The sequence below is a fragment of the Gordonia sp. IEGM753 genome (assembly GCF_050321825.1).
Classification (GTDB): domain Bacteria; phylum Pseudomonadota; class Gammaproteobacteria; order Pseudomonadales; family Pseudomonadaceae; genus Aquipseudomonas.
In genome coordinates, this window is sequence record NZ_JBNQGB010000001.1 from 1,101,366 (window position 1) to 1,115,229 (window position 13,864).

The following is a 13,864-nucleotide window of genomic DNA, read 5'->3' on the forward strand; positions in this document are numbered from 1 at the left end:
TCGATTGAATTTTTGTCCGGGCAAATCGCTCTGCAGTTGTAGAGACGTGCTGATCCAGCGTCCTGCCACTGGCCTCAGAACGAGAGATGCCTCCATGACTGCCCTGACACCACTTCAAACCCGACCTGCTCTTGAGCACCGGATTCCACCGGCCAGCAGCATCAAGCAGGCTTACGAGCTGCTATTGACCGGAGGCAGCGCTGAGCAGCGGCAAACGCTTGGCCGAGCCTTTCTTGAAGCGCAGCTGCAGCAAGCCGCGGATCTGCCCGAGGAAATGCCGCAAGACCTGCAGGCATTGCAAGGATTTGTCGAGCAACACAGTGCCGACGTCGCCAGGCAGTACGCCGATTACCTGCAACGGCGTAAGGCTGGCGAGCCACGTCGGTTTTTCAGCTGCAAGGCGCACGCACTGTTCTTCCTCCAAGCGGTTGCCCCCACCAAGTTAGTGGACGGTGCATGGCTGTTCGGCCTGTTGCAGCATTGGCGCGACCCGCGCTTTGACGGCCTGATTTGTACTTATCTGGAGGAGCTGGGCGACGGCAATCCCGCGCAGAATCATGTGGTTATTTACCGCAAGCTACTGGCCGAGAATGGCCTGCAAGAGGCGAGTCCCGTCGCCGACGAGTACTACCTGCAAGGCGCTATTCAACTGGCATTGGGGGAGTGCAGCGATGACTTTCTGCCAGAAGTGGTCGGGTATAACCTTGGCTACGAGCAACTGCCGCTGCACCTGCTGATCAGTGCTTATGAACTCAGCGAGTTGGGCATTGATCCGTATTACTTCACGCTGCACGTGACCATCGATAACGCCAGCACCGGCCATGCGCAAAAAGCCGTGCAAGCGGTGTTGCAGCTGTTGCCGTTAGAAGGTGATCGCGACGCGTTCATGCGCCGGGTAGCGGCGGGTTATCGGCTGAATGACCTCGGGTTGGGCAGTCGCGCAATCATCGAGTCATTCGACCTGTACAGCGAAATGTTGGGGATGCTCGAGCGTAAGCGCCCGTTCGCTCAGCACATGCATTCCGACTACTGCCGTTTCGAAGGCAAGACGGTCAATCAGTGGTTGTCGTCGCCCGGGCAGTTACCCGACTTTTTACGCGCCATGGAAAACAAAGGCTGGATCAAGCGGCACCAAGACCCACAGGACAGTCGCTTCTGGCAACTGATCGAGGGCGATGGCGCGGCCATGTTCGGTGTATTCAGTCCCTATGAAAAACAACTGCTGCACGACTGGATCGCCGGTGATTGGCTGCCTGAACATCGCCACATGCCACCGCGTCGTGCGGTCAGCGCACCCACCGCGCCGTTGCTGCCAATCAATGATCCGGATGTACAGCGCGTGCACACAGCGCTGGGCTCGCTGCACCCGCATGAGCAAATCCAGGCACTTATCCCGTGGCTCAGCGCGCATCGACATGCTCATCCTGCCGGACTGTTGGCTACGCGGCGCTTCATCGAACTCAAATCCGGCCTTCGATAGGGAGTAATGCATGAGTCAGGAAGCACAGCTGGATGCCAACCAATTGGCTTTATTGCAACTGGGCCGCCGTTTGCAGGCTGACGACTATCGGTTTATCACGCCGACGCCGCTGACACACCAGCGGGTTATCGATCGAACCGCGAGGCAGCAGGCGCAGACCCTGCGCGATGTATTCGGGTGGTCGCGTCCCTTCGAACCGGGCTTGTTACCCCTGCAGGAACAACAGCAGTTACAACACGCAGGCGTGCTCGAAGAAAGCAACGGTCACCTGAAAAGCTGCGTGCGCTGGTCGAGCCTTGATGACCTGTTGTTTGTGCATTCGAGGTTCCCCACCGATGACGCTGATTCGGTGTTTTTCGGCCCCGACACCTACCGTTTTGCACACTTGATACAGGACCATTTGCAGCATGATCTAGCGCCGATCAGGCGTGCGGTCGACATTGGCTGTGGTGCCGGGGTCGGTGCGATTGTGATCGCCCGTGCCCGACATGAAGCCGATGTGCTGGCGGTTGACATCAACCCCGCAGCCTTGCGTTTGACGGCGGTCAATGCCGCGCTCGCCGAAGTCAGCAACGTCACAACCGAGACCAGCGATGTGCTGCAAGACGTTGATGGTCATTTCGATTTGATCGTCGCTAATCCGCCCTACATGGCCGATCCCGCCGAGCGTGCCTATCGCCATGGCGGGGGCGCATTCGGCGCAGAACTGTCGATACGAATCGTCGAGCAGGCGTTAAACCGACTGGCACCGGGTGGCTCGTTGGTGTTGTACACCGGAGTTGCAATGATCGAGGGGCGCGACCCATTTCTTGAGGCCCTGACCCCGCTTCTGATTTCGCCACTGTTTGGCTGGACCTATCGCGAACTGGACCCGGACGTCTTTGGTGAAGAACTGCTGAACCCCGGTTACAAACGGGTAGAGCGCATTGCTGTAGTGGCGCTGGTGGTGACGCGAATCGGTCCGGGTATCGGGGGCAGCGTCAGAACGGCAGCAGGGGAATGAGTCATGAACAGGAACCTCGACGATTACAACCGCATGCGCGATTTTTCGGCGACCTCGGAACCGGCCGCCGTCAAGCGTTCCAGCAAAAAAAATGGCAAGGACCATGCCTTGCAGTTTTGCATCCAGAAGCACGATGCCTCGCGCCTGCATTATGATTTTCGTCTGGAACTCGATGGCGCCCTGAAGAGCTGGGCGGTACCTAAGGGCCCGTCGCTGGACCCTAAGGTCAAGCGTCTGGCGGTTCATGTCGAGGACCATCCCATCGACTATGCAACGTTCGAAGGCAGCATTCCCGAAGGGCATTACGGTGCCGGAGATGTGATTGTCTGGGACCGTGGCGTGTGGATTCCGCAAGAGGATCCGGCCAAGGCCTACGCCAAGGGCAAACTCAAATTCGAATTGCAGGGTGAAAAACTCGCAGGCCTGTGGAATCTGGTGCGCACGCACATGCCGGGCAAGCAGGAGCAATGGTTTCTGATCAAGCATCAGGACGGCGCGGCCAAACCGGAGAGCGATTACGACGTGGTCAGCGCCGAGCCGGACAGTGTGCTCAGTGATCGAACCCTCCCGGCTAAAAAGTCTAAAACCGCAGCGGCGCCCAAAGCGCTGAAAAAGCCTGCGCGCAAGGTTGCGCAAAAAGCCCCCTCGGCGCAGTTGACCGGCGCCCACAAGGCCAAACTGCCCGAACAGCTAAAACCGGAGCTGGCGACGCTGGTCGAGAAAGCCCCGCAGGGCGATTGGAGTTACGAGATCAAGTTCGACGGTTACCGGATCATGGCGCGCATTGACCATGGCGAGGTCAAACTCTTCACGCGTAACGGTCATGACTGGACCCATAAGTTGCCCGGGCAAGCCAAGGCGTTAGCCGCACTGGAGCTGGAGTCAGCCTGGCTGGACGGTGAAATGGTGGTGGCGGACGAGCAAGGCGTGCCGGATTTTCAAGCGCTGCAAAATGCCTTCGACGCCAACCGCAGTGACGCGATTGTGTATTACTTGTTCGACATGCCTTACCTCAATGGGGTGGACCTGCGCGAGGTGCCGGTAGAGGAACGCCGGGTTGCGCTGTCGACCGTGCTCAGGACAAGTAAAGAGCCACTGCTACGGTTTTCGGATTCATTTGCCGAAGCGCCGGACGCCTTGCTCAACAGTGCTTGCCAGATGCAGATGGAAGGGTTGATCGGTAAGCGGTTGGGGTCGCCCTACGTGTCACGGCGCAGCAGTGACTGGATCAAGCTCAAGTGCAAGCACCGCCAGGAATTTGTGGTGGTGGGGTACACCGACCCAAAAGGTTCGCGCAATGCGTTCGGTGCCTTGTTGCTGGGCCTGCATGACGCCGACAGCGGCAAGTTGAAGTACGCGGGCAAGGTTGGCACAGGTTTCAACGAAGCCACGCTCAACAGCATCTACGAACAGCTCAAGCCACTGCTGAGTAAAAAGCCTTCGGTGGTCAACCCTCCCACTGGTTTCGACGCCAAAGGCGTGCACTGGCTAAAACCGACGCTGCTGGCCGAGATCGCGTTTGCTGAAATGACCAAAGAAGGCTCTGTTCGCCACGCCGTGTTCCATGGCCTGCGCGATGACAAACCGGCGAAGAACATCACCGAGGAGCAACCCACAGTGGTGGAGAACAAAGACAGAAAACCAGGCGCATCCGCGAAGAAGACAGCTGCCGAAAAGAAAGAGACAACTGCCGAAAACACGGCACCGTCCCAAACCGGACTGGATCAGGGCAAGGTGCGCATTACCCACCCTGAGCGGGTGATCGACGCCAGCAGTGGCACCACAAAAATGCAGTTGGCAGAGTATTACGCCAGTATTGCGCAGTGGATCCTGCCTGAGTTGAAAGACCGGCCCGTAGCGCTGGTGCGAGCCCCCGATGGCATTGACGGTGAGTTGTTTTTCCAGAAAAACGCCGAACACCTGGCGATCCCGGGCATTACCACGCTCGACAAGAAACTCACCGGGCAACCGATGATGATCATCAACAACGCCGAAGCCCTGATAGGCGCGGTACAGATGAGCACGGTGGAGCTGCACACCTGGAACGCCACGTCGGACAAACTCGACAAGCCCGACCGCTTTGTTCTCGACCTTGACCCGGACCCGGCGCTGCCCTGGAAAAGCATGGTCGAGGCGACACAACTGACGCTCTCGGTACTTGATGAACTGGGCCTCAAGGCATTCCTCAAAACCAGCGGCGGCAAAGGCATTCACCTGTTGGTGCCGCTGACGCGAAAACTCGGTTGGGATGAGGTTAAGGACTTCAGTCACGCCATTGTCAGTCACATCGCCAAACTGCTGCCAGAGCGATTCTCCGCAGTCTCCGGCCCGAAAAACCGGGTAGGGCGAATCTTCATTGATTACCTGCGTAACGGTTTGGGTGCGACCACCATCTGCGCCTATGCCGTGCGTACCCGCGAAGGCTTGCCGGTGTCGGTGCCGATTTTTCGGGACGAGGTCGGAGAACTCAAGGGCGGTAACCAGTGGACGTTGCACAACGTGCATGAGCGACTGGCTGAAGTAGGGGATGAACCTTGGGCGGACCTGAAGAAAACCAGGCAGACCATCACCGCCGACATGCGCCGGCGGGTCGGTATGAAGCCGTGATCAGTAGGCCGGTGGCTTGCTGATGAAGGCCTGCAAGTCGATGCCCAGCTTATCGATCGCCACTTTGAAATCCTTGGCGGTGATTTGCTGACTGGCATTGTCCAGCACGTTGCCGAACACCTTGCGCACCACTTTGGCTACGGTCTGGTTGGTTTTGGCGTCGATGAATTCAGCCTCAATATAGAGTTCGCTGTTTTGATCACGGTGCCCGCTGGCCGCTGACACCCCGCCCACGACGGCGGCGACCGGAATAATTTCATACCACTTCATGCCCTCGTTGGACGCGCTGACGCCCGTGATGGCCGCTCGCATGATCAAGGTTTTTGATCCGGCAGGCGCTGAATGGGTGTTAGTGACCACCCGGTATTTCTGCCCCAGTGTGCCTTTGGCCTTGTTGGTCATGTAACTCTGGATCTCGTCCAGCGTCTGGCGATTCACGCGTTCATCTGGCTTGGGTGCTGGATACAGCTCCAACCGGTTGAACACCACGGTGTCGTACGCATTCGGGTTCCAGGATGGGCTGATCCAGCGCATGGCGGTGCCACCGCTGGGCGTGCTGGCCTCTTGCAGGTTGTTGTAATTGGAGAGGTAACCGGAATACTGGGTTTGCTCCGTTACCTTGGAGGTGCAACCGGCGAGTAACAGGCTGGCGAGGGCCGCGCCTGCTAATAATTTTCGGGACAGGTTCATAGTGTTGAGTGCTCCGTGGGATGAGTCGTACTCAGGGTGTCGATGGCGTCAAAAGCGCCAGGTCATGTTGCCGGTCACGGCTTGTATCCAGGCATTGTCGAACTGACCGGAGGTTCGATCACCTGAAAGGTTTTTAGTCTGGTCGACGGGCATGTCGCCCAACCAGACCAGCGCCCAGCTGACGTTGATATCCGTGTCTTTATTCAGCGCATAGGTCGCGCCTGTTCCCAGGCGCCATGAGTCGTTCATCGGCGCATTGAGTGTTCGATTACTGTCGGAGACTGCTGCGGTGTCGTAAGCGAGGCCTACGTTCCACAGCAGTTGAGGCGTGGCCTGGTATTGGGCGCCCAGTGCCAATTGGTAGGTGTCTTTGTAATGCGCATTGATGCTCGTTGATTGTGCCCCGGCCGCATTGGTGTCGACTTGCACCCCGACATCGCCGAATTGCGACCAGTCCTGCCAGTTGACCGTCGCCAGCAGTGCCCACTTCGGATCAAGTTGCTGGAACAGGCTGAGTGTCACGGTTTGCGGCACTTGCATGTCGAGTTTGGTGTTCAGCCCATTCAGGCGGTCGGACACTGGACCAGTACCTTTGACGTCCAGGCGATCTTCGAAATCAAGGTCGACCTTGCTGGTATAGGCCAAGCCGATGCGCGTGCCGGGTTGTGGGGCATATATGACCCCCACGTTTGCACCGTAGCCCCAGGTGGTGTCTTCGTATTTGTACTGGCCGTCACTGCGGTCGGTAAGGCCAAACGGGCTACGGTCGATTGCAGTCTGGGTTTGCAACTTGCCGTACATCGCTTTGACGCCGACCCCGACCGACCACTGATCGTTAAAGCGGTAAGCCACGCTAGGCACCAGCGATAAACCGGCAATGCTCGCGTTTTGTGCGAAATAGCGCCCTGACCAATCGTTATCGTAGTTGGCCGCCAGACCGAAATCGCCGTACGCGCCGAAGCCGACACTCCAGTGATCGTCCAATTGATGGCTGATGAAGAAGCTGCCGCCCGGAATCGGGTCCAGCGCATTGCCGCTGCCACTGCCGGAGACGTTGGTGTTTGAATCACGATTGAAGGTGAGATCGCCGTAAAGCACCTGCAAGCCACCGGTTATTTGCGTGCCTTGCAGGTAAGTCATGCCTGCGGGGTTGCTGGCGATGGTGGAGGGCCCTTGAGCCCGTGCCGCCGCCCCGGCATTCGCCAGGCCGACGTTATCGGTACCGATTTCATACAGCATGATGCCGCCCGCATGCGCTTGCTGACAGCACAGTGCAAGCACGGTCAGGGCGGGTAGAGCAGATGATATTTTGTTCATGAGGTCAGCTCGGCAAGTGTCCATGTCGAATTCGGGTGGCCAACGCGGACCACCCGGTCCCTCGATCGCTTACTTGGCCATGGCCGCTCGTGCCGCCGCGATTTTCTCCTTGACTGCATCCAGGTTGAAGCTCGCGCCTTTTTGCATTGGCGGGAATTCAATGGCGGTCTTCGCCAGTTTCATCACTTGATCCTGCACAAACACAAACCGCCAGAACTGGAACTTGAACCACTGGAAATATTCCAGAGAACCGCTGGCAGCCTGGTCTTCCGGCCAACCCATGCGCTCAAACGGGTCGAGTCGCAGGTTCGTCAGGATTGGCATGTCCAGCCCCACCTTGGCGCCCAGCCAACCGCCCGGTTGATCGATGAAGCGGTATTTGAAGTCATCAATACGAATGGCGCCCAGCGTGCTCTCGCCGAAGTAGAAAATCTCATGCCGGTTGGAGGGACCTTTGCCGGTAATCATCGGGGTCTGGTCGTAGCCGTCGAGGTGCACCTTGTACGTGGTATCGCCCAGTTGCTTGCCCTTGAGCAGCTCCTCGGTAATGTTGGGGTTGCCCGCTGCGGTGACGAAGGTCGGGAACCAGTCCATGCCCGACATGATGCCGTTGGCCACGGTATTGGGTGGAACCTGGCCTGGCCAGCGAACGATCGCCGGCACCCGGAAACCACCTTCCATGACCGTGCCTTTGCCCATCGCAAACGGTGTGGTGCCGCCGTCCGGCCACGTGAAGTTTTCTGCACCGTTATCCGTGGTGAAAACGACAATGGTGTTGTCGTCCATGCCGTCTTTTTTCAGTTTGGCCATGACGTCACCGACGATATCGTCGAGTTGTGCCATGCCCGCTTCCTGCTCCGACCAACCATTTTCAGCGTTGCGCAGGGCCTCATATTTGTCGGAAAGGTGGGTGACGATGTGCATGCGCGTAGGGTTCAGCCACAGGAAAAACGGTTTATTGTCCTGTTTGGCCTTGTCGATGAAGGCGAACGCCTTGGCTTGAATCTCGTCGTCGACGGTTTTCATCCGATCCGGATAAAGCGTGCCGGCGTCTTCGATTTTCTGTTTGCCGACCTTGCCCCAACGCGGCATCACCGTGGTGTCATCGGTGGTGGTCGCCCAACTGTGGACCATGTTGCGTGGGCCGACAGTGTCCAAAAGTTCTTTCGGATAATTGGGGTGCGCCGGGTCTTCCATGGCGTCCAGGTGGTAGAGATAGCCGAAGAACTCGTCGAAACCATGCACGGTAGGCAAGAATTCATTCAGGTCGCCCAAGTGGTTTTTGCCGAATTGACCCGTGGCATAGCCCATGGCTTTGAGGGTTGTGGCGATGGTGACCGCCTCGGGAGGAATGCCGATAGGCGAACCCGCCTGGCCGACCGTGGTCATGCCGGTGCGAATCGGCAATTCGCCGGTAATGAAGTTGGCTCGCCCGGCCGTGCAACTGGCTTCGGCGTAATAGTCGGTAAAGCGCATGCCTTCGTTGGCAAGTTGATCGAGATTCGGTGTGCGGCCGGCCATCATGCCCTGGTTGTACACGCCGATATTGGACCAGCCAATATCGTCTCCCATGATCACCACAATGTTGGGGGGTGGCTTGTCCGCGGCTTGAGCAACCAAGGGAAGAACCATTGCAGACAACAGAACAGATACAGCGAATAGCCTGGGGATATTTGTCCGGTTCATGTCGAGATCCTGTGGCATTGCGTTAGCTCACAAGGACTTCCCCCAGATGTCCCTTAATTTGGATCCCCCGCGAATAGCGTAGGTACTAACTGTGAAATATCCAGTAATACGTTTAATTCGGGCTCACTGTTTCATGACGTTTACAAAGGGGCGGCTGTGCAAGCCGCTCCGACCCCGTTTTTACTTTCAACTGATCTTGCGCGTCGAATCTTTCCAATATTTTTCCCGAACCTGTCGCCGTAACACCTTGCCGACCACCGAGGTTGGCAATTCATCGACAAATATCAATGATTTCGGCGCCTTGTAGCCCCCCAGCCGGGAGCGGGTCTGGGCAATCAGCTCGTCTACCGACACGGTTTCACCCTGACGCAAGATGACTTCGGCGTGCACCGCTTCCCCCCATTCCGGGTGCGGAATGCCTACCACGGCAGCCATCATGACGGCTGGATGCGCCGCCAGGGCTGCTTCGACTTCCACGGCATAGACGTTGAATCCACCGCTGATGATCATGTCTTTCAGCCGGTCGACGATGTATAGGTAACCGTCGGCGTCGATGTAACCCAGGTCGCCGGATTTCCATGCGCCGTCGTCGAATTCCGCCGCCGTTGCTTCCGGGTTCTCGTAATAGCCCTTGATGATGGCTTTGCAGCGAATGCGGATTTCACCGGTTTCGCCGATCGGCAACGGGCTACCGTCCTGGGCGGCAATAAACACTTCGACACCGGGAGTGGGGCGCCCGGCCGATGACAAATGTTGCAAAGCGGCTGTATTGCCAGGCTCATGCGCGGCCTTGTCGAGGGCCGAAATCACCATTGGCGCTTCAGTCGCCGCGTAGCCCTGAACAAAGATCTGCCCGAAGCATTCCACCAATTCGCCAAGCTTGCCCGGGCTCATTGGCGCGGCGCCGTAGATCAGCGTGGTGAGCGATGAAAAATCCTTGGGCGCGGCGCGTTGCATTTCCAGCAGACGGTAAAGAACAGTCGGTACCAGGAATGAGTGCGTTACACGCTCCTGCTCAACCTGCTGGCGCCAGGCTTCCATGTCCAGCTGGTTCATGGTGAGGTTGGTGCCACCGCCATACACCGTGGGGATGAACAGCATCAAAGTGCCATGGGACAGCGGCGATACATGCAGCAATCGCGTGGCGCTGTTCACTCCCAGGTCGGTATTGATAAACGCGGCGTCGCGGCAGGCCATCCAGTTGTCGATGGAGTACATCGCGCACTTGCCCTTGCCAGTGGTGCCACCGGTGAAGCGCAACATGCAGATGTGCTGGTCGGTATCGAGCGTCACGTCGTTGTCTGCATCGGACGCGGCTTCCACCATCGACCAGAAGCTGTGCACACCGGGCAGGGTGGCCTGTTCGGCGGTGGCCGGGTCCATCACGACGACTTCGCAGCCGCGGCTGCGCAGCATGCCGTAGTACGAATCCAGCAGACGCGTTTCGATAAACACCACCCGGGGTTTGACCAAATCGATCTGCCGCGCATGCTCATCCAGCGGATCGCGCAGGTTGGTCATGACCACCGTGCCTTCCTGCTTGAAGGTACTGGGAAACATCATCAGGCTGAGGTTGTCGTTCTCCAGGATCAGCATGAAACGCTCGCCGGAGCGCACCCTCAGCATGGAGCGCAGCACATCGGCGATGCGGTTGGTCAGCAGGTGATATTGCTCATAGGTGTAGCGGCGATTGCGCTCGACGTTGACGATGGCTTCCTGATCGCGGTGACGCAGCGCCAGCAAGCGCATGATTCGGCTGAAGTTCATGTTCATGATGGAGGGCTCCCCTGGTTCAGCGGGCACGCATGCGCGAGGCGGCGTCGAGACGGATGGTCTCGCCATTGACGTAGGCGTTCTCGATCAGGAAGGCGCAGCAGTGGGCGAACTCACGCATGTCACCCAAGCGTTTCGGGGCTTCCATCTGCTCCTTCAGCGAATTGAGGATTTTTTCGTCGAGCCCCGCCACCATAGTGGTCAAGAACAGGCCCGGTGCGATAGCGTTGACCCTTACGCCAATGGCGCCCAGCTCGCGGGCCGCCGGCATGTTCATGCCGATCACACCAGCCTTGGTGGCGGCATAGGCACATTGGCCGACCTGGCCTTCATACGCGGCACCGGACGACACGTTGATCACAACGCCGCGCTCTTCGCCAGCTTCGGCTTCGTTGTTGGCCATGTGCTCGGCGCACTTGGACATGACGTTGAACACACCATTGAGGTTGATTGCGGTGGCCAGGGCGAATTTCGACAGTGGGGCAGCCTTGCCTTCTTTGCCCAGCACCTTAAAACCGTTGGGTACCGCAGCGCCGTTGATGCAGACGTGGATAGCGCCGAATTTGCCGATGACGGCGTTCACCGCGTTCTGTACCGACACTTCATCGCTGACGTCGGTCTGCACGAACATCGCTCGGTCCGCGCCCAACTCGGCAACCGCTTTTTCGCCGGCTTCGATATTGAGATCGAAAATCGCCACGCGGGCAGCTTTTTCGCTGGCCATGTAATGCGCCGTGGCCAGGCCCAGGCCAGAAGCACCGCCGGTGATTACGATAACCTTGTCTTGAATACGCATGTGTGTGTCCTTGTTCGTTACCCGGTCCACGATGGCCGGGTTGTTATTGTTAGGAGCCGAAACTGACAGGTGATCAGAACGCGTTAACCCCGGTCAGGGCGCGGCCAATGATCAGTTGTTGAATCTGAGTGGTGCCTTCCGGAATCGGCACGATGATGGCTTCTCGGGCGAGTTTCTCGACCAGGAAATCGGTGGTCACGCCTGCGCCGCCGTGAATCTGTACTGCTTGGCGGGCAACCGTCACGGCAGATTCGCAAGCGAAATACTTGGCCATGGCGGCTTCCATTTCTGCCGGGATACCAGCACCGATCATTTCGGCAGCGCGGTAGGTCAACAGGCGTGCGGCGTCAACGTTGGTTGCCATTTCCGCGAGCATCGCGGAGATCAATTGGTGGCCAGCAATCAACTTGCCGTGTTGTTTGCGTTCCTTGGCATAACGCACGGCTTCTTCCAGTGCGCGACGGCCGATGCCCAGGCCTTGAGCCGCGACAAACACGCGTGAACGCTCAAAGAACGACAGCGTATTTTTCAGCGCCTCACCTTCGTTGCCGATGATGTTGCTGGCCGGAACCCGCACGTCGTTGAGGAAGATCTGCGCGGTGGACTGGCTGTTCCAGGCCATTTTGTGAATGTTCTGTACTTCGTAAGGGTGTTCTTTGCGGTCGAGCAGGAAGTGCGTCAGGCCCTTGCGCGGGTCATCGCCAGTGCGGCAAGTGCAAATCAGGAAGTCGGAGTAGGCACCGTTGCTGATCCAGGTTTTTTCGCCAGTGATGATGAAGGCATCACCGTCGCGGCGGGCACGGGTCTTGATTTCCAGCACGTTGGAGCCAACGTCCGGTTCCGAAATGCCGACGCTGACGAACGAATCACCACTGACCAGCCCTGGCAGGTAACGTTCGCGCAGATGCTCGGGAGCAAGTTTTTCGAGCATTTGTGCGCCGAAGGAGTTGATGACCACCGGCGTCGACAGGTCTACCGAGCAGGCGGCGACCTCTTCGAACAGCATGGTCATGGTTGGCCAGTCCAGACCCAAGCCACCGTTGGCCTCGCTGACGGCGCCCGAGACCATGCCGAACTCCGAGAGCTGGCGCATCATTTCGGCCATTTTCTCTTTGGGCATGAACTTGTCGCGGTATTCCTTGTTGAATACCGGGTCGATCTTGTCGGCCAGGAAACGACGGAAACTTTCGACCGCTTCGAGTTGTTCCGGGGTGCGCATGACGTGTCCCATGGGGTTCTCCTTAAATATGTTTGTTGGCGAGAATGTTGACGGCGACCACGGCTTCTTCGATGCCGAAAAGGCCACCGCCGTTTTCCTGAATGGCGATATGCGCACCTTCTACCTGGCGCTTGCCGGCTTCACCGCGCAATTGGGTGACCAGTTCGTGGATTTGCCCCAAGCCTGTTGCACCAATCGGGTGGCCCTTGGATTCGAGGCCGCCGGACGGGTTGATCGGCATGCGGCCACCGACCGTGAAATCTCCGCGCTCGGCCGCGGGGCCACCTTCGCCGAATGGCACCAGCATCAGCGATTCAGCGTTGAGGATTTCACCGATGGCCGAGGCGTCATGCACTTCAGCGACGTCAACGTCGGATGGGTCGATACCGGCCTGTGCGTAAGCTTTTTTAGCCGCCAGGTGCGCGACAATTTTTTCCGGCTCGTCGAGGCCTCGGTGACTGCCGGTCTGTACCACGCTGGCCAGTACCCGAACGGCTCGGTCACTGGCGTTTTTCAAACGGTTCAGACCTTCTGCGGTGCACAGCAGTACGGCTGCTGCGCCGTCACTGATCGGCGAGCACATGAGCGTGGTCAGCGGGTAGCAGATGGCTGGCGACCCCAGCACCTCATCAATGCTGAACGCTTGCTGGAACTGGGAGAGCGGGTTGTGCACGGAGTGTTGATGGTTCTTCGCAGCGACGGCGGCGATCTGCCGTTGGGTGGTGCCGTAACGCTGCATGTGATTGCGCGCAATGGAGGCATACACGTCCATGAACACGCTGTATGGGCGTTCGGAAACGCTGCCCGGCGGCGGCACGATGCCTTCGCCCATGGCCAGCAATGTGTGCTTGTTTTGTTCGACCGTGGATACGTCCCAGCCACCATCGAACACGGCGAACATTTTGGCTTTGTCCGGCACGTTCATCTTCTCGGCGCCCACCGCCAGGGCGATGTCACATTGGCCGGCACGCAGTGCGAGCGTGGCGAGGTTGAACGCTGAGGAGCCTGATGCACAGGCATTCTCGACCGAAAACACCGGCACGCTTTCGATGCCGATACGGCGCATGGCGATGGGCCCCGGAATGCCGGTTTGTCCCTGCAACATGCCGTTGGTCATGGTGCTGTAATACACCGAGCCAACATCGGTCGTGGTAGCACCGGCATCTTTGAGCGCCAACCCGACGGCTTCCTCGACCATGTCGTAAACGCTGCGCTCAAGCAATCGCCCGAACGGCGTCATGCCCACGCCTGCGATGAAAATATCGTTCATTGTCTGTTCCTGATGATCCGGAG

10 protein-coding genes are annotated in these 13,864 nt (G+C 58.4%); 3 read left to right on the plus strand and 7 right to left on the minus strand.

All coding sequences use genetic code 11. The features are described 5' to 3' along the window. The first annotated feature begins 94 nt into the window (after positions 1–94). Genes ACQR3R_RS05135 through ligD form a run of 3 tightly spaced genes read left to right on the plus strand, consistent with a single transcriptional unit; the run spans position 95 to position 5,090 of the window. Positions 95–1,480 carry an iron-containing redox enzyme family protein gene (locus ACQR3R_RS05135; protein WP_428270930.1) on the plus strand — a complete coding sequence of 462 codons (1,386 nt, stop codon included), beginning with the start codon at positions 95–97 and terminating at the stop codon, positions 1,478–1,480. Positions 1,481–1,490: 10 nt separating this feature from the next. Beyond that, on the plus strand, positions 1,491–2,483 hold the full coding sequence (locus ACQR3R_RS05140; RefSeq protein WP_428270931.1) for a methyltransferase: 993 nt from the start codon (positions 1,491–1,493) through the stop codon (positions 2,481–2,483). Positions 2,484–2,486: 3 nt separating this feature from the next. Beyond that, positions 2,487–5,090, plus strand: a complete 2,604-nt coding sequence (ligD, locus tag ACQR3R_RS05145; RefSeq protein ID WP_428270932.1) for a DNA ligase D — start codon at positions 2,487–2,489, stop codon at positions 5,088–5,090. Here ligD and ACQR3R_RS05150 read toward each other — a convergent pair whose 3' ends face one another. The 7 genes from ACQR3R_RS05150 to ACQR3R_RS05180 form a co-directional block, all read right to left on the minus strand. Continuing rightward, a complete protein-coding gene (locus ACQR3R_RS05150; RefSeq protein WP_428270933.1) occupies positions 5,091–5,780 on the minus strand; it encodes a DUF3313 family protein in 690 nt (229 codons plus the stop codon). A 48-nt stretch (positions 5,781–5,828) separates the two neighbouring features. Beyond that, positions 5,829–7,097, minus strand: a complete 1,269-nt coding sequence (locus ACQR3R_RS05155) for an outer membrane protein transport protein (RefSeq protein WP_428270934.1) — start codon at positions 7,095–7,097, stop codon at positions 5,829–5,831. A gap of 69 nt (positions 7,098–7,166) precedes the next feature. Then, the gene (locus ACQR3R_RS05160) at positions 7,167–8,801 is read right to left on the minus strand and encodes a sulfatase-like hydrolase/transferase (protein ID WP_428270935.1); all 1,635 of its coding nucleotides are present in this window, start codon (positions 8,799–8,801) and stop codon (positions 7,167–7,169) included. 168 nt (positions 8,802–8,969) lie between these two features. After that, positions 8,970–10,556: an AMP-binding protein gene (locus tag ACQR3R_RS05165; RefSeq protein WP_428270936.1), complete on the minus strand. Its 1,587-nt coding sequence runs from the start codon at positions 10,554–10,556 to the stop codon at positions 8,970–8,972. Between the two features lie 19 nt (positions 10,557–10,575). Then, positions 10,576–11,352 (minus strand): SDR family NAD(P)-dependent oxidoreductase, encoded by a 777-nt coding sequence (locus ACQR3R_RS05170; protein ID WP_428270937.1) that lies wholly within the window; start codon positions 11,350–11,352, stop codon positions 10,576–10,578. Between the two features lie 73 nt (positions 11,353–11,425). Then, the gene (locus tag ACQR3R_RS05175) at positions 11,426–12,583 is read right to left on the minus strand and encodes an acyl-CoA dehydrogenase family protein (protein ID WP_428270938.1); all 1,158 of its coding nucleotides are present in this window, start codon (positions 12,581–12,583) and stop codon (positions 11,426–11,428) included. 10 nt (positions 12,584–12,593) lie between these two features. Beyond that, a complete protein-coding gene (locus ACQR3R_RS05180) occupies positions 12,594–13,841 on the minus strand; it encodes a thiolase C-terminal domain-containing protein (protein ID WP_428270939.1) in 1,248 nt (415 codons plus the stop codon). Positions 13,842–13,864 lie beyond the last annotated feature (23 nt).